The organism is Nonomuraea sp. NPDC004702, from assembly GCF_053601695.1.
In genome coordinates, this window is the sequence record NZ_JBSGCE010000031.1 from 44576 (window position 1) to 64574 (window position 19999).

The 19999-nt window shown below is 73.4% G+C and carries 21 protein-coding genes; 10 read left to right on the plus strand and 11 right to left on the minus strand.

Annotation, left to right across the window (positions count from 1 at the left end; translation table 11 throughout):
• The first annotated feature begins 66 nt into the window (after positions 1-66).
• Positions 67-1017 carry an inorganic phosphate transporter gene (locus tag ACWEJ6_RS32040; protein WP_452428638.1) on the plus strand — a complete coding sequence of 317 codons (951 nt, stop codon included), beginning with the start codon at positions 67-69 and terminating at the stop codon, positions 1015-1017.
• Entirely contained in the window at positions 1014-1646 is a 633-nt protein-coding gene (locus ACWEJ6_RS32045) for a DUF47 domain-containing protein (RefSeq protein WP_352360497.1), read from the plus strand. The genes ACWEJ6_RS32040 and ACWEJ6_RS32045 overlap by 4 nt, the downstream gene beginning before the upstream one ends.
• Positions 1647-1649: 3 nt before the next feature.
• On the opposite strand, the gene ACWEJ6_RS32050 is transcribed toward ACWEJ6_RS32045, so the two are convergent.
• Together ACWEJ6_RS32050 and ACWEJ6_RS32055 are read right to left on the minus strand one after the other, a co-directional pair.
• Positions 1650-2612 (minus strand): SDR family NAD(P)-dependent oxidoreductase, encoded by a 963-nt coding sequence (locus ACWEJ6_RS32050; RefSeq protein ID WP_452428641.1) that lies wholly within the window; start codon positions 2610-2612, stop codon positions 1650-1652.
• 64 nt (positions 2613-2676) lie between these two features.
• Positions 2677-3558, minus strand: coding sequence for a TIGR03620 family F420-dependent LLM class oxidoreductase (locus tag ACWEJ6_RS32055; protein ID WP_452428643.1), 882 nt, complete (start codon positions 3556-3558; stop codon positions 2677-2679).
• Positions 3559-3590: 32 nt separating this feature from the next.
• On the opposite strand from ACWEJ6_RS32055, the gene ACWEJ6_RS32060 reads away from it, so the two are divergent.
• Positions 3591-3947, plus strand: a complete 357-nt coding sequence (locus ACWEJ6_RS32060; protein ID WP_364414283.1) for an ArsR/SmtB family transcription factor — start codon at positions 3591-3593, stop codon at positions 3945-3947.
• A 35-nt stretch (positions 3948-3982) separates the two neighbouring features.
• Entirely contained in the window at positions 3983-4453 is a 471-nt protein-coding gene (locus ACWEJ6_RS32065) for a TspO/MBR family protein (RefSeq protein ID WP_358294706.1), read from the plus strand.
• Between the two features lie 38 nt (positions 4454-4491).
• Here ACWEJ6_RS32065 and ACWEJ6_RS32070 read toward each other — a convergent pair whose 3' ends face one another.
• Complete coding sequence (locus ACWEJ6_RS32070) at positions 4492-6069, minus strand: alkaline phosphatase family protein (RefSeq protein ID WP_452428646.1); 1578 nt, start codon at positions 6067-6069, stop codon at positions 4492-4494.
• A 113-nt stretch (positions 6070-6182) separates the two neighbouring features.
• On the opposite strand from ACWEJ6_RS32070, the gene ACWEJ6_RS32075 reads away from it, so the two are divergent.
• Entirely contained in the window at positions 6183-6626 is a 444-nt protein-coding gene (locus tag ACWEJ6_RS32075; RefSeq protein WP_452428648.1) for an NUDIX hydrolase, read from the plus strand.
• Between the two features lie 87 nt (positions 6627-6713).
• On the opposite strand, the gene ACWEJ6_RS32080 is transcribed toward ACWEJ6_RS32075, so the two are convergent.
• The 3 genes from ACWEJ6_RS32080 to ACWEJ6_RS32090 are packed head-to-tail and all read right to left on the minus strand — an operon-like array spanning position 6714 to position 8886.
• Positions 6714-7454, minus strand: coding sequence for an MBL fold metallo-hydrolase (locus ACWEJ6_RS32080; protein WP_452428650.1), 741 nt, complete (start codon positions 7452-7454; stop codon positions 6714-6716).
• Between the two features lie 10 nt (positions 7455-7464).
• A complete protein-coding gene (locus tag ACWEJ6_RS32085) occupies positions 7465-8244 on the minus strand; it encodes a hypothetical protein (protein WP_387679037.1) in 780 nt (259 codons plus the stop codon).
• 15 nt (positions 8245-8259) lie between these two features.
• Entirely contained in the window at positions 8260-8886 is a 627-nt protein-coding gene (locus tag ACWEJ6_RS32090; protein WP_452428652.1) for a TetR/AcrR family transcriptional regulator, read from the minus strand.
• A gap of 80 nt (positions 8887-8966) precedes the next feature.
• Between ACWEJ6_RS32090 and ACWEJ6_RS32095 the strand changes: the two genes are divergently transcribed.
• Positions 8967-10712 (plus strand): NmrA family NAD(P)-binding protein, encoded by a 1746-nt coding sequence (locus ACWEJ6_RS32095; protein ID WP_452428654.1) that lies wholly within the window; start codon positions 8967-8969, stop codon positions 10710-10712.
• A gap of 7 nt (positions 10713-10719) precedes the next feature.
• Here the strand turns inward: ACWEJ6_RS32095 and ACWEJ6_RS32100 are convergent, their stop codons facing one another.
• The 5 genes from ACWEJ6_RS32100 to ACWEJ6_RS32120 all read right to left on the minus strand — a co-directional run bounded on the left by ACWEJ6_RS32100 (position 10720) and on the right by ACWEJ6_RS32120 (position 15937).
• Complete coding sequence (locus tag ACWEJ6_RS32100) at positions 10720-11871, minus strand: pyridoxal phosphate-dependent aminotransferase (RefSeq protein WP_397161746.1); 1152 nt, start codon at positions 11869-11871, stop codon at positions 10720-10722.
• A gap of 136 nt (positions 11872-12007) precedes the next feature.
• Complete coding sequence (locus ACWEJ6_RS32105) at positions 12008-12826, minus strand: citrate/2-methylcitrate synthase (RefSeq protein WP_452428656.1); 819 nt, start codon at positions 12824-12826, stop codon at positions 12008-12010.
• Complete coding sequence (locus ACWEJ6_RS32110) at positions 12823-13602, minus strand: CoA-transferase subunit beta (protein WP_452428658.1); 780 nt, start codon at positions 13600-13602, stop codon at positions 12823-12825. Before ACWEJ6_RS32110 ends, ACWEJ6_RS32105 begins: the two co-directional genes overlap by 4 nt.
• The gene (locus ACWEJ6_RS32115) at positions 13599-14495 is read right to left on the minus strand and encodes a CoA transferase subunit A (RefSeq protein WP_452428660.1); all 897 of its coding nucleotides are present in this window, start codon (positions 14493-14495) and stop codon (positions 13599-13601) included. Before ACWEJ6_RS32115 ends, ACWEJ6_RS32110 begins: the two co-directional genes overlap by 4 nt.
• Positions 14480-15937, minus strand: a complete 1458-nt coding sequence (locus tag ACWEJ6_RS32120; protein WP_452428662.1) for an aldehyde dehydrogenase family protein — start codon at positions 15935-15937, stop codon at positions 14480-14482. Before ACWEJ6_RS32120 ends, ACWEJ6_RS32115 begins: the two co-directional genes overlap by 16 nt.
• Positions 15938-16167: 230 nt before the next feature.
• Between ACWEJ6_RS32120 and ACWEJ6_RS32125 the strand changes: the two genes are divergently transcribed.
• Genes ACWEJ6_RS32125 through ACWEJ6_RS32140 form a run of 4 tightly spaced genes read left to right on the plus strand, consistent with a single transcriptional unit; the run spans position 16168 to position 19989 of the window.
• Positions 16168-17253 (plus strand): ABC transporter substrate-binding protein, encoded by a 1086-nt coding sequence (locus ACWEJ6_RS32125; RefSeq protein ID WP_452428664.1) that lies wholly within the window; start codon positions 16168-16170, stop codon positions 17251-17253.
• Entirely contained in the window at positions 17250-18152 is a 903-nt protein-coding gene (locus ACWEJ6_RS32130) for an ABC transporter permease (protein ID WP_452428666.1), read from the plus strand. Before ACWEJ6_RS32125 ends, ACWEJ6_RS32130 begins: the two co-directional genes overlap by 4 nt.
• Entirely contained in the window at positions 18149-18973 is an 825-nt protein-coding gene (locus ACWEJ6_RS32135; protein ID WP_357980614.1) for an ABC transporter permease, read from the plus strand. Before ACWEJ6_RS32130 ends, ACWEJ6_RS32135 begins: the two co-directional genes overlap by 4 nt.
• A complete protein-coding gene (locus ACWEJ6_RS32140) occupies positions 18970-19989 on the plus strand; it encodes an ABC transporter ATP-binding protein (protein WP_452428669.1) in 1020 nt (339 codons plus the stop codon). Before ACWEJ6_RS32135 ends, ACWEJ6_RS32140 begins: the two co-directional genes overlap by 4 nt.
• Positions 19990-19999: the final 10 nt, after the last annotated feature.

Consider the following 19999-nt stretch of genomic DNA (forward strand, 5'->3'; position numbering starts at 1 on the left):
CCCCTATGAGGGCCATAAGGGAATCGGGCTTGTCCGTGCCGAGCAGCGCCGACTGGGATGGGACACGTGCCGTTGGAGACCGTCGTACTGATCGGGGTCGCGGGGCTGTTCGCCGTCGTGTCCGGGATCAACGACGGCGGGGCGCTGCTGGCGACCGGGCTCAAGCTGCCGGTGATCAGGCCGGCCGTCGGCATCCTCGCGCTGGTGCTGCTCGTGACGGTGGTGCCGCTGGTCACCCACCAGGTGGCGCTGACGTTCGTGAACCGGCTGGCGGGCTTCCACGCCCCCGGCGGCCAGGCCGCGATGACCGTGGCCGTGCTCTGCGCGCTGGCGGTGGTGTTCACGCTCAGCGCGAAGGGCCGGCCGACCAGCCTCACGCTGGCCGTGGTGGGCGGGCTCACCGGGGCCGGGCTGGGGTGGGGGCTGCCGGTGTCGGGCGGCTCGGTGGCGCTCGTGCTGGTCTTCGGGCTGGCCGCGCCGTTCGTGGGGGCGCTGCTGTCGTGGCTGCTCATCCGGCTGCTCGTCCGGGTGACCGACGCGCCCGGCCTGGCCCGCTGGCACTGGGCCGGGTTCCTGCTCCAGACGCTCGCCTACGCGGCCAACGACGGGCAGAAGATGCTGGCCGTCTTCATGATCGCGCTCGGCTTCCAGGGCGCGCCCCTGGCCTGCACCGCGCTGGTGGCGGTGCTGTTCGGGCTCGGCGCGCTCTACGGGCTGCCCAGGGCGGGCCGTACGCTGAGCCGCGAGATCATCGTCTCCCGGCCCGCGCACGGCGTCGCGGCCGAACTGGCCGCGGGCACCGCCGTGCTCGCCTGCGCCGGGCTGGGTATGCCCGTGAGCATGACCCAGGCCGTGGCCGGCGGGCTGGTCGGCGCCGGGGTGGCGCAGGGCGGCGGCCGGGTCCGCTGGTACGCCGCCGTCAAGATCGTCGTGGCCTGGCTGCTGACGCTCCCGCTGAGCGGCCTGCTGGCCGCGACGGCGGCGTTCGTCCTGAAGGGGCTGAGGGGGACGTGGTGAAGCGATGGCGCCGGATCCGTGACCTCATGACCGGCCGCATGGACGGCGCGCTGACCGGCGCCCTGCTCGGCCAGCTCAAGGCCACCAAGCAGGGCGCGTGGCTGGCGATGGCCATGATCGGCGGCGAGGTGGGCAGGACCGGCGCGCACGAGCGGATGCGCGCGATCGAGCACCTCGGCGACGAGGAGCGCGCCCGCCTGGTCGAGGAGCTCAAGACCGCGCTGGTCACGCCCATCGACCCCGAGGACCTGTTCCGCCTGTCGCGCTCGATCGACGACGTGCTGGACTCGCTGCGGGACTTCGTGCGCGAGTCGCACCTGTACCGGGTGCCCGACCAGATCCGCTTCACGCCGCTGCTCGACCAGGTCATCGTGGGCATCGACGCCCTGGAGAGCGCCGTGCGGGGCCTGGCCGCCCGGCCCTCGGCGGTGGTGCAGGACGCCCTGGAGGCCAAGAAGGCCGGCGGCGCGATCCGGCGGATGTACCAGTACGAGATCTCCCGGATCTTCTCCGGCGAGGTCACCTCGGACGCGCTCAAGCAGCGCGAGCTGGTGCGCCGCCTGGAGATCGTGGGCATGGCCATCGGCGAGGCGGCGGACGCCATCGCCGACGGCGCCATGAAACGCTGACCGTCAGGCCGCGCGCCCGGCGAAGGCGTCAACGCCGGTCAGCTCGGCCGACAACCGCCACAGGCGGGCGGCCTGCTCGGGGTCGGTGGCATGGGGATGGACCCCGCCGCCGGAGCCGTCGGCCGGCTCGGCGATGTCGCAGTCTTCGCAGTAGACGCCGCCCATGCCGTCGAGCTGCGGGGAGGTGGCCGCCCACAGCTGGGTGGCCGCGCCCTGCTCAGGGCTCTTGAAGCCGGGATTGAGCAGGTTGCCCTGCTCGTCGATCCAGCCCGCCTCGACCATCTCCTGCTTGGTCAGGTGGCGCTGGAGCGGGGTCAGGATGCCGCCGGGGTGCACCGCGAACGCCCGCACGCCCGCGTCCTTGGCCAGGGCGTCGAGGTGCACGGCGAACAGCACGTTGGCCGTCTTCGCCTGGCCGTAGGCCTGCCACTTGTCGTAGCCGCGTTCGAACATCACGTCGTCCCAGCGCATGCCGGAGCGCCGGTGGCCGGCGGAGGAGACGGCCACGACCCGGCCGCCGCCGCGCTCGACGGCCGGCCACAGGCGGTTGACCAGCGCGTAGTGGCCGAGGTGGTTGGTGGCGAACTGGGCCTCCCAGCCGGGGCCGACCCGCGTCTCGGGACAGGCCATGATCCCGGCGTTGTTGATCACGAGGTGCAGGTCGCGGCCGGAGGCCAGGAACTCCTCGGCGAAGCGCCGCACGCTGTCGAGGTCGCCCAGGTCGAGCTCGCCCACCTCGACGCGGTCGATGCCGGCCAGGGCCTCCTCGGCCGCGCCGCGCCGCCGGGCCGGGACGACGACCTGGGCTCCGGCGTCGCTGAGCGCGCGGGTGGTCTGCAGGCCGAGGCCGGAGTAGCCGCCGGTGACGAGCGCGACCCTGCCGGTGAGGTCGATGCCCTTGAGCACCTCGTCCGCGGTGCTTCTCGCGCCGAAACCCGAACCGATCCTGTGCTGAGGCGTTGTCATGGGACCGACGTTACGAATTGAAGTGCGCTCTAAGTCAAACCGACCCGCCGGGCCGCCCCCCGGATCAGAGACCGAGGGCCGGGGCCAGGCGCTGGAGCTGGCCCAAGGCGTCGTCGAGGTCGGGGACGCCCGGCGACAGCGGCTGGACGGCCACGTGGTCGGCCCCGGCGTCGAGGTGGGCCCGCAGCCGCGCGGCGACCTGCCCTTCGTCGCCCCAGGCCACGATGGCGTCGGCCAGCCGGTCGCTGCCGCCGCCCGCGAAGTCGGCGTCGGTGAAGCCCAGGGCGCGCAGGTTGCCCAGGTAGTTGGGCAGGGTCAGGTAGTAGGCCAGGTGGGCGCGGGCGATCTCGCGGGCCCTTGCCGGGTCGGTCTCCAGCATCACGGCCTGCTCGGGCACCAGCAGCCGGTTCGCGCCGAGGACGCGGCGGGCCTGCTCGGTGTGCTCGGGCGGCACGAAGTAGGTGTGGGCGCCGTCGGCCCGGTCTCTGGACAGCTCCAGCATCCGGGGCCGCAGCGCCGCCAGCAGCCGGGGCGCCCTCGCCGCGGGCAGGCCCTCCTCGGCGGCGTCCATGCCGTCGAGGTAGGCGCGCATCGCGCTCAGCGGCTTGTCGTAGGCGTGGCCGCGGCTGCCGACCAGCGGGCCGTGGCTGACCCCGATGCCCAGCACGAAACGGCCGGGGAAGGCGTCGGCCAGCGTCTTCGCGCCCGCCGTCATGCCCGTCGCGTCGCGGCCCCAGATGCTGGCGATGCCGGTCGCGACCGCGACGCGGGTGGTGGCGGCCAGCAGGACGGCCGCGGTGGTGAGCGGCTCCTTGCTCTGCCGGCCCTCGTTGATCCACACGGAGCCGTAGCCCAGCCGCTCGATCTCGGCCGCCGCGCGCCGCGCCTGCTCGGCGGGGGCCTTGCCGATCAGCGGATGCCACACCCCGAAGTGCCCGGTCTCCATGGCCGCTCCCTCGACTAGAATGTTCGATCGAGATGGAACACTACACCAATGTTCGACCGCCATCGAACAGAACGCGCGGCCTGACCCACACCTCGCCCGTCGAGGTGTCGCTGCAGGCCGCCCTCGACGCGCTCGGCGACCCGGTCCGCCGCCGCATCGTCCGCGAGCTGGCCGGGGAGCCCGACTGGGCGCGCGCCTGCGGCACGTTCGCCCACCTGCCGGTGGCCAAGTCCACGCTCAGCCACCACTTCGGGGTGCTGCGCCAGGTCGGCCTGCTGGAGCAGCGCGACGAAGGCGCCCGCCGGCTCAACCGGCTGCGCCGCGCGGAGTTCGACGAACGTTTCCCCGGCCTGCTCGCCCTCGTCGTCGAGGAGCCGGAGGGCGCCTAGGGCATGCGGCGGCCCGGGCGGGTAGGGGCAGGCCCATGCAGATGCGCCCGTTCGCCCGTAACCTCCTCGCCACCACGGCCGCGGTCACCGTCACGGCCACGCTCGGCAGCCTGGCCACCTCCTCCGGCTCGGCCTGGTACCGCCGGCTGCGCAAGCCCCGCTGGCAGCCGCCCAGCCAGGCGTTCGGCCTGGTCTGGACGCCGGTCTACGCCCTGATCGCCTACGCCGGCGCGCGCGCCCTGACCAGCGGCGACGACCGGGCCGGCCTGGCCCGCGCCCTGGGCGCCAACCTCGCGCTCAACGCCGCCTGGACCCCGCTGTTCTTCGGCGCCCGCTCCCCGCGCCTGGCGCTGGCCGACATCGTCGCGCTCGACGCGGCCAACCTCGTGCTGCTGCGCCGCTTCCTGCGCGCCGACCGCCGCGCCGGGCTGGCCCTGCTGCCCTACGTCGGCTGGACGGCCTTCGCCACCGCACTCAACGCCTCCATCGCCGCCCGCAACCCCTGACCGGAACCCCGCCCGAAGGCGGGGCCCCGCCCGCGCGGTCAGGAGACGCGCAGGTCGTCCACCGCCCAGTACCAGTTGTTGGTCGCGTCGAAGTAGTGGAACTTGACCCTCATCGACCTGGCCCCGGCCGGCACGGCCACCGCGAGCGACTCGTTCCTGGCGACCGCGTCGGCCGTGTAGTTCTTCACCAGCGTGTCCGCGCCGCCGTCGAACGACACGAGCACCTGCGCCTTCTGCGCGCCGTCCACGCGGTAGTGGGTGGCGTAGGCGAGGGTGACGGACGTCTGGCCGGTCACGGTGTAGGCGGGCGAGACGAGCGTCGAGTCGAACGTCCCGGTCCCGTGCGCCTTGTCGTCCCACTCGTCGGAGTCGGCCACCGAGAAGGTGCCCCTGGACCGGACGTTCAGCTCCCGCTGCTGGTCACGGGCCGCCCGCGACCAGAACTCGTCGGTGGTGAACGCCCAGCCGCGCCACTCCTGAACGCCCCCTGACGGCATCCTGGACGCGTCCGCCGACCAGCCCGCGGGCGGCGTGTGCGAGTAGCCGAGCACGCCGGCCGGGATGCCGGTCTCGTCGGTCCTGCCGGACAGCGCGACGCCCTCGAACGGGTCGCCGGTCCTGGTGTCGACGCGGCGGCCGTCGATACCGCCCGGCACGGCCAGCCCCAGCCCGGTGAAGACCGCGGCCGTCACGTCCACCAGGCGTGTGTCGGCCGGCCGCGCCCCGGCGGCGATGCCCGGCCCGGACGCCAGGACGAACGTGCGGCGCTCCTCGATCGAGGACCCGCCGTGCCCGCCCGCGTCGGTGTGCCCGTGGTCGGTGGCCACGATCACCGTCCAGCGCTCGCTCCCGTACGTCGGCCTGGCCCTGACCGCGGCCAGCAGCCGGCCGATCCGGGCGTCGGCGTCGTGGATCGCGGTCAGATAGGCGGCCGAGGCGGCGCCGCTGCCGTGCCCGGCGATGTCGATCGCGCCCAGGTAGACGAAGGCGGCGTCCGGGTTCTTCGTGCGCAGGACGGTCTCGCTGACCTGGGTGAGGCGCTCGTCCTCGGCCGGGTAGCCGGCGGCGTCGCCGTCCAGGACCACCCTGGCGTCGATCCGGGGGCCGAACGTGCCCTGGTCGGCGAGCGGCTTCCAGTCGAGGGCGGCGTAGGTGGAGTGGCCGGCGCCGGTGTTCTCCAGCCGGGTCAGGAAGTCGGGGTAGCGGTCGTAGTGCTTGCCGGCGAAGGTGTTGTCCTTGACGCCGTGCAGGTCGGGCCAGACGCCGGTGGCGATCGTGGACCAGCCGGGGCCGCTGGAGGTGGCGGCCATCGGGCTGGTGTAGAGCAGGCTCGTGCCGAACGTGCCGCCGCTGATCAGGGCGTCGAGGTTGGGGGCGTCGGCGGGGGCGATGCGGTCGTGGCGTAACCCGTCGAGGCCGATGACCAGGACCTTGTCGCTGCTGATGCCGTTCGGGACGTCGGGCACGGGCACGGGCGCGGCCAGGGCGGTCGCGCCGTTGAGGACCTTGCCCTCGGGAGCGGGTGCGGGATCGGCCGCCTGATGCGCCAGGGCCGCCGGCGCGGGGACCGACACGGCCGCGGCCACGAGAGCAGGCAGGATGCGCCATCGTTGCATGGACGTACTCCTCGCTGAGTGCTGGGGTGATCCGGCTGAAGGATCTCCAGCGTCAGGCGGGTGCGTGAATAGCGTCTTTCCGATGGACGCCATAGAGGGAAAAGGGGGCCCAAATGGGCAGTAGCCAACGTCCCGCCGCCCGCGTCGTCTGCCTCGACCGCGACGGGCGCGTCCTGCTCATGCACTGGTACGACCCGGTCAGCGGCAGGGACGTGTGGGAACCGCCGGGCGGCGGCCTCGATCCGGGCGAGACGCCGCTGGAAGCGGCCCGGCGCGAGCTGGCCGAGGAGACCGGGCTGCCCGGCTCGGCCGTCGGCGAGCACCGGGTGGACGTCGAGCGCGACTTCTCCTGGCTGGGCGTGCGCTACGTGAAGACCGAGCCGTTCTTCCTGGCCACCTTCGACGAGGCGCGGCCGCGGGTGACCCCCGCCGCGCTCACCGAGGAGGAGCTCGGCGTCTACCGCGGTCACACCTGGGCGGAGGAGATGCCGTACGGCGTCGAGCCGCCGGAGCTGGCCGACGTGGTGGCCGCCCTGCGCGCCGCCGCCCGCCGCTGAACCCGCCGCTGAACCCGCCGCTGAACCCGCCGCTGAACCGCCGCTGAACCGCCGCTGAGCCGCCGCCGCGCGCCGCTGAACCCGCCGCTACACCTCGATCGTGCGGCCCGCCGTGGCCACCGCGAGGTCGCCCTGGTAGGACCTGGCCGCCGCCGCCAGCGCCGGCTCGGGCAAGGTGCCGGGCCACAGGTGGGTGAGCAGCAGCCGGGCGGCCCCGGCCGCCGCGGCGGTGCGGCCCGCGTCGGCGGCGCTGGACAGGTAGGGGGCGTCCTCGCCGGGCACCTGCTCGGGATAGGTCGCCTCGGCCACCAGCAGGTCGGCGCCCGCGGCCAGCGTGACGAGGTCGGCGGACGGGCCGGTGTCGCCGGTGTAGGCGATCACCCGGCCGCCCGCGCTCAGCCGCAGCCCGGCGTTGGGCACGTGGTGCGGCAGCGAGAAGGCGTCGAGCCGGAAGGGGCCGATCTCGCGCGGCGTGCCCGGCTCCAGGTCGTGCAGCTCGAAGCTGCCTGCCAGCATGCCGCGCCGGTCGAGCGCGAGCACGGCGTCGAGCGCGCCGGGCGGCGCGTGCACGGGCAGCGCGGCCGGCGGGGCGTCGCCCAGGGCGCGGGCGCGCAGCAGCGGGTTGAGGTCGGAGCAGTGGTCGGGATGGCCGTGGCTGACCAGGACGGCGTCGATCCGCTCGGCCGGCGTCGTTTCGAGCAGCCGCGGCAGCGTGGCGTAGCCGGGATCGACGAGCACCCGGAACCCGTCGTGCTCGATGAGATAACCGCTGCACGCCTGGCCCGCCGCCGGCCAAGCCCCGCATCCGCCCAGCACTGTGATCAGCACGATCACGACCTTATCGGGGCTTGTGCCCCAGCTCGGCCAGCGTGGTGGACATCAGGCCCCGCAGCAGCGGCCCGGCCAGGCCCTCGTGCACGGACTCGACCGGCAGCCCCTGGGCGATGCGGGCGTGGTAGGACTCGCGGTCGCGCTCGCCGGTGTAGGGCAGCGCGGTCATCGCCACGACCACGGTGGCCCGGGTGCCGCCGCGCGGCAGGACGGCGACGGCGTGGGTGCGCAGGCAGGTCTCGTCGGGGGCGCCGTACCAGCCGCACTTGACGCCGGCCTCGGGCGAGCCGAGCGCCTCGCGGGCGCCGAACGTCTGCTCGCCCGCCACCTGCCGCATCCACGCCAGGACGGTGGCCGCCACCGGGTCGCCCGCCGCCGCGGCCTGCGCGAACACGGCGTAGGCGGCGGCGACCTCCTCGGCCGAGACCTCCACCGAGCCGAAGCGCGACGGGTCGCCGCCCGGCTGGGCCCACCGGACGCCGGTGCGCCGGTAGAGGTCGTCCAGCAGCACGCGGGGGCCGATGGACAGCCAGAGACTGAGCGTGTCGGCGTTGGAGGAGACGACCACGGCGGGCTCGGCGTGGCGGCGCCAGCGCTCGGCGTCGTCGATGTGGTCGGCGGCCACCCAGGCGTAGAGCGGCTTGAGCAGCGAGGCGCAGCGCAACCGGGCCGGGCCGGAGCGCACGCTCATCGTCCGGGCGGGCGGGCCGCCGTAGCCGCGCCTGATGCCCGCGGCCTGTGCTCCGGCGCTGTCTTGGAGGTCTTTCAGCAGGTCATTGAAGGCCACCGTCCCACCGTAGACCTACGGGGCGGTCCGCCAGCGTCCTTCGTACCACTCGGCGCTCGGTGGCTCGCCGGGCAGCGGGGTCGCGCCGGGGGCGCGCAGGCCGTCGAGCGCGATGGCCAGCAGGCGCTCCTTGACGCGCTGGTGCTCCTCGCTGGGCGGGCCGGGCGCGGGCCTGCTGAACTGCTCGATGAGCAGCGAGACGTCGAGCGTGGTCGCGTCGGGCCGCAGCGCGCCGGCCTCGCGGGCCCTGGCGACGAGGGTGCCGGCCAGCTCGGTGGCCCGGCGGGAGGTGCGCCACATCTCGTCGGTGACCTCGATCGTGCCGGCCACCGGGGCCAGCGCGCCGGAGCGGCCGGCGACGCAGGCGCGCACGTACGCCTCCAGCCCGGTCCACGGGTCGGGCTCGGCCAGGGCCGACTCCAAGGCGTCGACCACGCGTTCCATGGCGATCAGGCACAGCCTCTGGAGCAGCTCCTCCTTGGTGCGGTAGCGCCGGTAGAGGCTGCCCATGCCGACGCCCGCCTGCCTGGCGATGGCCGAGACCGGCGCGTCGAACCCCTGGGTCGTGAACACCTCGTGGGCCGCCTGGAGCAGCCGCAGATCGTTCCGCGCCGCCTCGGCCTGCCTGCCGCGTCCTGCCATGCCGTACAGGATATTGCGGAGCGTTGCGCTCCGATATACGGTTCTTCCGGAGCGAAGCGCTCCGATTAAGGAGGTCTGTCATGCGTGCGGTGGTGTTGCGGGAGCTCGGCGGCCCGGGATCGCTCGTGGTGGAGGAGGTGCCCGACCCCGTCCCGGGGCCGGGTCAGGTGCTGGTCGAGGTGGCGGTCGCGGGTGTCACGTTCGTCGAGACGCAGGTGCGCGCCGGACGGGGGCCGCGCGCGGCCGAGCTGCCAGCGGTCCTGGGCAACGGGGTGGCGGGCACCGTCCTGGCGGTGGGCGAGGGCGTGCCCGCGGCGCTGACGGGCTCCCTGGTGGTCACCACGCTCGGCGGGTACGGCGGCTACGCCGAGCTGGCGGTGGCCGCCGCCGAGGACCTGATCCCGGTGCCCGCCGGGCTGTCGCCGCGCGAGGCCGTGGCGTTGCTGGCCGACGGGCGCACCGCCGTGGGGCTGGTCCGCGCCGCCGCGCCGCGGCCCGGCGAGTGGGTGCTGGTGGAGGCGGCCGGCGGCGGGGTGGGCAGCCTGCTGGTGCAGCTCGCCCGCGCCGCGGGGGCGCGCGTGGTCGGCGCGGCCGGCAGCGCCGCCAAGCGCGACCTGGCCGCGCGCCTCGGCGCCGAGCTGACGGTCGACTACACCGCCCCGGGCTGGGCCGAGGAGGTGCGCGCCGCGACCGGCGGCCTGGACGTCGTCTTCGACGGCGTGGGCGGCGAGATCGGCGCCCAGGCGCAGGACCTGCTGAAGGACGGCGGCCGGCTCAGCGTGTACGGCATGGCCGGCGGCCCCATGACCACCCCCGACCCCCGGGTGACCGCCGTCGCCTGGCCCGCGGCCGACCCGCGCGAGCTGGCCCGCGAGGCCCTGGAGCTGGCCGCGGCCGGCCGCCTGAGTCCCGCGGTCGGCAACGTGCTGCCCCTGGAGTCGGCGGCCGAGGCGCACGCCGCCGTCGAGGCCCGCGCGGTCACCGGGAAGACCCTGCTGCTGCCCGCGCGGGCCAGGACGGTCCTGGTCACCGGCGCCACCGGCAACCAGGGGGGCGCGGTGGCCCGGACCCTGCTGGCCCGCGGCTGGACGGTCCGCGCCCTGGTCAGGGACCCCGCCTCGGACGCCGCCCAGGCCCTGGCCGCGCTCGGCGCCACCCTGGCCAAGGGCGACCTGGACGACCCCGCCTCGCTCCGGACGGCCATGACCGGCGTGCACGGCGTGTTCAGCGTGCAGGCCCTGGCCGTGACGGAGGAGGAGCTGGCCCGCGAGGTGCGCCAGGGCGTCGCGGTCGCCAACCTGGCCGCCGGGCTGGGCGTGGCGCACCTGGTCTACAGCTCGGTCGGCGGCGCCGAACGCGACACCGGCATCGAGCACTTCGCGAGCAAGTGGGCGATCGAGCGGCACGTCGCCGAGCTGGGCCTGCGGGCGACGGTGCTGCGCCCGGCGTTCTTCATGACGAACCTGCTGTACTACGCCGAGCCCGCCGGGGACGAGCGGGTCATCGCGCTGCCATTCCGGCGCATGCAGCTCGTCGCGCCCGAGGACATCGCCCACTTCGCGGCGGAGGCGTTCGAGCGTCCGGCGGAGTACGCGGGCCGGGCGCTGGAGATCGCGAGCGACGAGCTCACCGGCGCCGAGATCGCCGAGGTCTACCAGCGGGTCACCGGCACGCCCACCCGGTTCGAGCAGACCGCGCCCGGCGGGGAGCGCATGTACGAGTGGTTCCTGGAGAGCGGCTACCAGGCCGACATCGCCGCGCTCCGCGCCCGCCACCCCGGCCTGCGCACGTTCGAGTCCTTCCTGCGCGACCGGCTCCCCCGCTGACCCCGGGTCAGGACAGCGCCGCCTCGAAGCGGGCCCGCAGCTCCGCCAGGCGGCCGACCGGCTCGGCGCTGTAGACGAGGCGGACGTACCGGGGGGCCACGCTCTCGCCCCAAGCCGTCATGGGGGTGGCCGCCACGCGTCCGCGGTCCAGCAGGCGGGCCGACAGGTCCTCGGCGGTCAGCCCCATGGCTTCGGCGTCCACCAGGACGGACCAGCCGCCGCCGGCCCGGACCACCGGCAGCCCGTCGAGCTGGGCGAGCACGGTGTCGTGGCGGGCCTGGTACTCGGCCGCCGCCTCCGCCACCCCCGCGCCCGCCGGGTCGGTGAGCGCGGCGGCGGCGCCGTACTGGTGGTATCCGCTGGCCACGGTGGTGTTGTAGATGGTCGCGACCATGATCCGGGACATGATGTCGGCCGGGCCGGCGACCCAGCCGATCCGCCAGCCGATCATCCGGTACTCCTTGGACATCGAGCCGATGATGATCGTGCGCTCGGCCAGGCCGTCCACCTGGCAGGGGTTGATCCGCGGGTGTCCGTCGAAGACGATGCGCTCCATGGCGGCGTCGTAGATCAGGTACGCGCCCGTGCGCTCGCACACCCGCGCGACCGCCTGCCAGTCCTCCCGGTCGAAGACCACGCCCGACGGCATCGACGGGCTCATCAGCAGCAGCGCCGCCGCGGCGGGCACCCGGGCGAGCGCCTCGCGGTCCAGCCGCCAGCGCCCGTCCTGCACCAGCAGCGGCACCAGGTGCGGGCGCGCGCCCGACAGCCGCACCCGCTGCAGCAGGCCGGCGTAGGTGGGGTCGGTGAGCAGCACGGGCTCGCCCGGCTCGGTCGTGGCCAGCAGCACGGGCATCACCGCCGACGTCCCGCCGGAGGTGATGCACACCTGCCGCAGAGGGTCGTAGTCGAGCCCGGTACGCGCCCGCAGCTCGGCGGCGACCGCCTGGCACAACACCGGCAGCCCGGTGAACGGCAGCCAGCTGTTGCCCGTCCCCTCCTCCAGTGACCGCCTGGTCGCGGCCACGGCGGACGGCGGGGGCGGGACGTCGGTGTCGAGGTTCTCCAGGCGCAGGACGTCGGCGTCCGCCCCGGCGGCCGCGGCCACCTTGTCGATGTCGAACGGCTGCACCTGCGCGAACCGGGAATTGGGCCGCATGACCGCACCTCCATGCATCGTTCCGTATATGGAACACCTTGGGGCACCCACGCTCCTCCAGTGGGGACGCGGGTGTCAAGGGGCGGCACGGAGGCGCCGTCGCCGACCGGGTCGGCCGGTGGCGGCCCAGGCCGGGTCAGGTCAGGGTGCGGTCGGCCGGGCCGTCGTAGTGGTCCGGCCCCTGCATCGACAGGTCCAGCGGCTGGACCATGTCGGAGTTGGCGGAGGCCCGCCAGCCCTTCTCCCTGGTCATCTCCTCGATCGAGTGCGCGCACAGCGACAACGACCGGCACACGATGAACATGGCCTTGAGCTGCAGCGGCTCGTACCCCATGTCGAGGCCGACACAGCCCATCGAACCGGGGCCGTTGAGCCAGATGCGGCGGCCGAAGACGCCCTCGGTGGCGTCCTCCATCGCGCGGGCGATGCGGACGTACCGGCCGGTGACGCCCAGTTCGTCCGAGAGCCCCAGCAGGCGGACCGTGCGCGGGTCGCGGATGTGCTGGGCGTGGTGGAACCCGGGCATGCGCTCGCGGCGTTCGCGCATCTCGGCGACGACCTTGGCGGCGGCCTCCTCGTCGCTCAGCCCGTCGCGCTCGGCCCGCTCACCGACCGCGAGGAACATCTCGGCGGGCCGGTCGGCGGTGCCGTGCAGGCGGCCGATGCCGGCGACGCCCGCCGCGACGGCCGCGTTCAGCTCGGCGCCGCCGGAGGTGGCGAAGCGCACGGTGGCCGAGGAGGGCGACATGGCGTGCTCGGCCATGTTCACCAGGATCGCCTCGGTCATCCGGCCCACCTCGGGGGTCGGCAGCTCGCCGCGCAGCACCAGGTGGAAGTGCTCGGCGAAGGAGATGTTGCCGGTCAGCTCGTTCACGTCGTACCCGCGCACGACGATCCGGTCCTTGTTCTTCCAGGCGATCGCCGTCTCCCAGGCGAACGGCTTCTTGTCGGTCAACGGGCTTTCCTTTCAGGGAAGTACACGCACGCCGGGTCGATCTCCTCGCGCAGCAGGCGGAGGTCCTCGGGGTCCGGCGGCACCACAATTTCCAACGAATCCCGAAATTTCGGGGTAAAGCCGGTGTTGTCCAGTACGTCCGTGACGCTCGCCCCCGGCATGAGCGCCGTCACGGTCAGCGCCGAGTCCTCGGCCTCCATCACGCACAGGTCGGTGACGACCTTGACGCGCAACGGCCCGAGCCCGGCCTTGGCCCGCTCCCCCGGCCCGCCCAGGAATCCCGGGCTGGTGACGTAGTCACAGCGGGCGGGGAAGCGCCGCTTCTCGTGGTCGGTCAGGATCACCACCTGCCGGCAGTGGCTGGCGATGTCGTTGGCGCCGCCGCTGCCGGGCAGCCGCACCCGCGAGCCGTCCGGTCTGGGGACCCAGGTGGAGTTGATGTTGGCGTACTCGTCCACCTGGGCCCCGCCGAGGAACCCCGTACGGACCAGCCCGCGCTGCACCAGCCCGCCCAGCGCCTCGAACAGCGACCCGTGCCGCGCGGCGCCGCGCATCAGCCGCGGATCGACCACCGACACCGGCGTCGGCACGACCTTCGGGAACATCACCCCCGACTCGATGACGAGCTTGGCCTCCGGCGCGTGGGTGCGCTGGGCGAGCGTGGCGGCCAGCAGCGGCAGGCCGGTGCCGACGATCACCAGGTCCCCGTCGCGGATCTGCCGGGCGCCCTCGACGACCAGCAGTTCCCTCGGCAGGGCGGTCCACTCCGCGCTCACACCAGCCTCCCCATCTGCTCGGTCAGCCCGGCCCTGAGCGTGCCCGCCGGGTCGCGGGCCCTGAGGTAGTCGTCGAAGGACGCGCCCAGGTTGGCCCCGATCCACTCGCGCAGCCCGTCGTCCCCGGCCCGGCCCAGCGCCTGGTACTCCTTGATCTCCGGCTCGGCGAAGTCGTACGCGCGGTAGACGGAGGTCGGGAAGGCGCCGAAGGGCTGGTGGACGACCGCCGTCACGTACGCCTCCGGGATGGTGACCCGCTCGGGCCGGTCGGCGAACGCCCCGGCGGGCAGCACCTCCTCGGCCGACACGATCGTGGCGCGGGCGGCCCTGACCATGTCCACCTCGTGGGAGGTGACCCCCTCGATCACGACGTTCCCGGCCAGGTCGGCGCGGTTCGCGTGGATGATGGCCACGTCCGGCGTCATCGCCCGCAGCAGCACGACCGGCTGCCCCGTCCACGGATCGGCCGACTCCACCGCCACCCCGTCCGAGACCAGGTCGGCCAGCAGGTCGGTGCCGAGCAGGCTGCGCGTCGGCAGGAAGGGCACCCCGACGGCCCCGGCCGCGAAGCGGGTGGCCATCGCCAGGTGCGAGTGGTCGCCGACGCCGACCTCGCCGCGCTCGACGGCCCGACGCCAGGCGAACAGCGTGCCGTAACGTTCCAGGTTGCCGGTGCCCTGCTCGGTGCGGGCAACCAGGCCCGCGGCCACCAGCATGTCGAGCGGCAGCGACAGGTTGCAGCCGACCACGGTCAGCCCGCCGATCCCCTGCCTGATCACCTCGTGCACCAGCGCCATCGGGCACCGGTTGATGTTCTGGCCGCCCATCCCGACCACGGCCCCGGCGGGGACGTGCCGGGCGACGGCCTCGGCGGCCGTCAGTAACTTATGCACGCCGACCGCCACTCGGTGTAGAAGTCCCAGACCTGCGGCGAGCACTCGGGCGGGCCGAACTGCGACAGCTTGGCGCCCATGTGCGGCAGGTGCGCGTACGCGCCGACGCCGGGCCGGTTGACGTGCAGCATGCCCGCCTCGAAGCGGTCCAGGGCCTCGAAGATGGTCGCCGGGTCCTGGGTGAAGATCGTGCCGCTCATGCCGTACCTGACCGAGTTGGAGATGCGCATGGCGTCGTCGAAGCCGTCGCAGTCCACCACGGACAACACCGGGCCGAAGATCTCCTCCTGGGCGATCTCGCTGTCCCAGGGCACGTCGCGCAGCACGGTCGGCTGCACGTAGCAGCCCTCAGGGACGCCCTCGGTGTGCCGCTCGCCGCCGACGGCGATCTTGGCCCCGGCCTCCTGCGCGGCCTTGACCGCGTCCAGGCAGGCGCGCATGCGGGTCTCGTTCACGACCGGGCCGATCGTGGCCTCCTCCGACAGGCCCGGCCCCACCTTGAGCCGGGCCACCTCGGCGACCAGCCGCGACAGGAACTCCTCCTTGACGGCCCGGTCGACGATCACCCGGGAGGTGGCGCTGCACCGCTGCCCCGACTGCCCGAACGCGCCGAACACGGTGGCCTTGACCGCCTTGTCCAGATCCGCGTCCGCGAGCACCAGGACCGCGTTCTTGCCGCCCAGTTCGAGCTGGGTGCGCAGCAGCCGCGGCGCGCCGGCCTGGTGGATGGCCAGGCCCACGGGCAGCGAGCCGGTGAAGCTGATCCCGGCCACGCGCGGGTGCGTCACCAGTGCCTCGCCCGCCGCGATGTCGCCCTGCACGAGGTTGAGCACCCCGGCCGGGACGCCCGCGTCCACGAACGCCTCCACCAGCAGCGCGGAGGTCAGCGGCGTGAACGGCGACGGCTTGAGCACCGCCCCGCACCCGGCCAGCAGCGCCGGGGCGACCTTCCACATGGGGATGGCGAGCGGGAAGTTCCACGGCGTCACCAGGCCGACCACGCCGATGGGCGCGCGGAAGGTGTAGGAGAACGTGCGCGGCTCCTCGGCGGGCAGCGTCTCGCCCTTCAGCCTGCGCCCCTCGCCCGCGGTGAAGTCGAGGATGGCCAGGGCCCGCCTGACCTCGCCGCGCGCCTCCTTGATGAGCTTGCCCTGCTCACGCGTGATCGCCTGGGCGAAGTCCTCGGCCCGCTCCTCGATCAGGCGTTCGGCGGCGCGCAGGTACTCGGCGCGCTTGATCGGCCCGAGTCCCTTCCACTCCGGCATCGCCGCCGCGGCGGCCTCCACGGCCAGCTCGACGTCCGCGCCACCGGACTCGGCGAAGTCCCCGATGTGGTCGGAGAGGTCGCCGGGGTTGATGTTCGGCCGGGTCTGCCCGCTCTCGGGGGCACGCCATTCGCCGCCGATGTGGTTGAGCAGGTAGCGACTCGGGATCGTCGCCATCGGGTTCCTTTCCGGTCAACTTCTGATACCGCAAAGCCTCACGGCCTTGGATGTTCCGGACAAGGGGGATTAGACCGATGCCCCCGATAGGCAGCCGTTATATGGCTCCGCCTATAGCGGCGATAGGCAAATCACGCATTGGCCGGACCGGTCCGCTGCACTAGACATGCCGGGGAAAAGACCTGCTCACGGCACTTGTCGAATTCACCCGGAATTAACCGAGGGTCCATATGAAGCATCCCACATGGGCGGTAATTGCCGCCTCATCCCTTTTCGCCCTCACCGCGTGCGGCAGTTCGGCCGGCGCCGGTGAATACGACTGGTCCGCCGCCCCGGACACCGGCAAGATCGCCGCCCAGGGCAAGGATCTGCCGACCTACGGCCTGGCCCCCGACTGGGCCAACTACGGCGAGGTCGTCAAGACGTTCTGCGCCAAGTACCAGGGCACCTGCGCCCACAAGGACACCGACATGTCCTCCTCGGAGGAGATCGTCAAGTTCGACGCCGAGAAGGACAACCCGATCGGCACGGCCAGCGACATCGGCCTCATGTGGGGGCCGGTGGCCGAGGCCAAGGGCGTGGTGCCGGCGTACCTGCCGCCGTCGGCGGCCAAGCTGAAGGACTGGCAGAAGGGCAAGGGCGGCTGGGTCGCCACGTTCGTCGGCGCGCCCGCGTTCGTCGTCAACACCGACAAGGTGAGCAACCCGCCCAAGAGCTGGCAGGACCTGCTCAAGCCCGAGTACAAGGGCCAGATCGCCATCAAGAACCCGGCCTCCTCCGGCACCGGCCAGGCCATGGTCGTCGCCGCCGCGGTCGCGGGCGGCGGCTCGGTGGACGACCTGACCCCCGCCTACACCTACTTCAAGAAGCTCAAGGACGCCGGCAACCTCAGCGACGTCAAGATGAGCGAGGAGACTCTGGAGAAGGGCGAGGCCCCGATCCAGATCAACTACGACTTCAACGGCCTGGCCCAGAAGGCCGCGCTGAAGGCCAAGAACGTCAACGTGGAGGTGATCATCCCCTCCGACGGCTCGGTCTGGTCGCCGTCCGGAATGATGATCAACAAGTACAACACGGCCAAGGGCGACTTCCTCAAGGGCCTGCTCGACTACGTGCTCTCCGACGAGGCCCAGACGCTGTTCGCCAAGTTCGGCGCCCGGCCGGTCCGCGCGCTCAACGGCGACCTGCAACTCCCGGCCGACGCCAAGGCCAACTGGCTGCCCGAGGAGTCGTACGCGCCGGTCAAGGAGATCGAGATCACGAAGGTCAATCCCGAGCAGATCGTCGCCGACTGGGAGGCGAAGGTCCTCGCGTGACGTCCCACATCACGGAGTCCGTGGCGGCTCCCCCGGCCGCCGCGCGCCGCAGGGCCCCGGGCAGGCTGTTCACCGCCTGGGGCCCGGCCCTGCCGCTGCTGCTGTTCACGCTGGCCACGCTGGTGCTGCCGGCGCTGCGGCTGCTGCACGACACCTTCGCCCTGCCGGACGGCGGCTACGGCTTCGACCACATCGTCAAGGTGGCGCGGAACCCGGTGGACCGCCAGGCGATCGGCGGCTCGCTCGCGCTCGGCCTGACCCAGGCCACCCTGGCCACCGCGCTCGGCTCGCCCGCCGCCTGGCTGATCACCCGGATGCGCCTCGGCGGCCGGGCCTTCTGGCTGTCGCTGATGAACGTCGCCTCGAACTTCGCCGGCATCGGCCTGGCGTTCGGCTTCGTCGCGCTGATCGGCTCGACCGGCATGCTGACGCTCGTGCTCAAGGGCCTGTTCGGGATCGAGGACAACCCGTTCCCCTCGCTCGGCTCCTTCAACGGCATGAACGTCGTCTACCTGTACTTCAACGTCCCGATGTTCGTGCTGCTCACGCTGCCCGCGCTCAGCGTGCTCAAGGACGACTGGCAGGAGGCCGCCGCGGTCTGCCACGCCACCCGGTGGCAGTTCTGGCGGTACGTCGGCCTGCCGGTGCTCGCGCCGTTCGTCATCGCGGGCTGGCTGCTGGTCTTCACCTGGACGATCGGCGTCTACGCCGTCGCGTACGCCATCGGCTCCTCCCCCAGCGCGACCAAGCTCATCACCCTGCAGATCGGCAGCACGCTGGAGTCCTCGGTGTTCGGCCTCGGCCGGGCCGCCGTGCTGTCGGTGCTGCTGATGATCCTGGCCATCGGGGCGACGCTGCTCTACCGGCTCTCGCTCAGGCGCGCTGCGAGGTGGCTGTGAGACGGCGCGTCTTCCTCGGCCTGCTGGCGGTCTACTTCGGGCTGCCGCTGCTGGCCGCCCTGCTGTACTCGGTGGCCACCCGCTGGACCGACACCCCGCTGCCCGACGGCTACACCCTGGCCCACTGGGCCGGCGTGTTCGCCGAGCCGGACGTCATGGCCGCGCTCGGCCGCTCGCTCGTGCTCTCGGCGGTCGTCGTGGTGATCGAGATCGTGCTGGTGGTGCCGGCCGCGTACTGGTCGGTCGTGCACAACCCGCGCATCGGGTCGATCGTCCAGACGATCGCGGTGATCCCGTTCGCCGTCCCGTGGGTGGTCGTCGGGGCGGGGCTCCAGCTCGTCACCAAGTCGGTCGCGCCCGAGCTGTTCGGCACGTTCTGGCTGCTGGCCGCGGCCACCGCGGCGATCGCGTTCCCGTTCATGTACCGGGCGGTGGAGAGCTCGCTGCTGGCGGCGGGGGCCGTCCAGCTCAGCGAGGCCGCCGCCACGTGCGGCGCCGGGCCCGCCCGCACGCTGGTCAGCGTGATCCTGCCGGCGATCCGCGGCGGCGTCGTCTCCGGCGCGCTGCTGGTCATCGCGACCGCCATGAACGAGTTCGCGCTCGCCAAGATCCTCACCGGCGTCAGCTACGAGACGCTGCCGCTCTGGTCGGCCAGGCAGTTCGTCTCCCGGACGCTCGGCGACCCCAACGCGCTGGCCGTCGTCACCATCTTCACCTTCGGCCTGCTGTTCGCGCTGTCCGCGCTGGTCGTCTGGCTCGGCCGCGGCCGGGTGAGCGCGTCCATGGCCACCGCTCCGGTCCAGAAGGGCACCACTCCATGAGCCACGTCGTACTCGACCGCATCACCAAGCGCTACGCCGGGCACACCGCGCTGAACGGCGTGAGCGTCAGCGTCGAGCAGGGTGAGCTGCTGGCCCTGCTCGGCCCGTCGGGCTGCGGCAAGACCACGCTGCTGCGCTGCATCGCGGGCCTGACCGGGTTCGACGGCGGGCGGCTGACGATCGGCGGCGCCGACATGGCCGGCGTGCCGGTGCGCAAGCGGCCCATCGGCATGGTCTTCCAGTCCTACGCGCTGTTCCCGAACCTCACCGTGGGCGGCAACGTCGGCTTCCCGCTGACCGTCAGGAAGCGGCCGAAGGAGGAGGTCAGGGACCGCGTGGCCGAGATGCTCGACCTCGTCGGCCTCGACCACCTCGCCGACCGCCTGCCGAACCAGCTCTCCGGCGGCCAGCAGCAGCGCGTCGCCCTGGCCCGCGCGCTCTCCCCCCGCCCGGAGGTGCTGCTGCTGGACGAGCCCCTGTCCGCCCTGGACGCCCAGGTACGCCACCGCCTGCGCGACGAGGTGCGCCGCATCCAGCACCAGGTCGGCATCACCACCGTCTTCGTCACCCACGACCAGGCCGAGGCCCTGGCCATCTCCGACCGGGTCGCGGTGATGAACGCCGGCGACATCGAGCAGTGCGGGCCGCCCGCGGAGATCTACACCGCGCCCTCCACCCGCTTCGCCGCCGGCTTCGTCGGCAACCGCAACACCCTCGAACTCGACGCGGTCGGCGGCCGGGTCACCGCGGGCGGCGCGTTCGACGTCGAGGCGCCCGCGCCGCGCGTCCTGTGCATGTTCCGCCCCGAGGACGTCGAGCTGGCCGCGGACGGCCCCGGCGCGCGGGCGGTCGTCGACGTGACGGTGTTCCTGGGCGCCACCACCCGCGTGTACGCCCAGGCGGGCCCCTCGGTGATCTTCGCCGACGTGCCGTCCAGGGCCGCCGCCGGCCTGTCGCCAGGAGACGAGGTGCGCCTGCGGGTCGCCGCCGACCACGTCCAGGTGTTCCCCGCCTGACCCGGCCCGG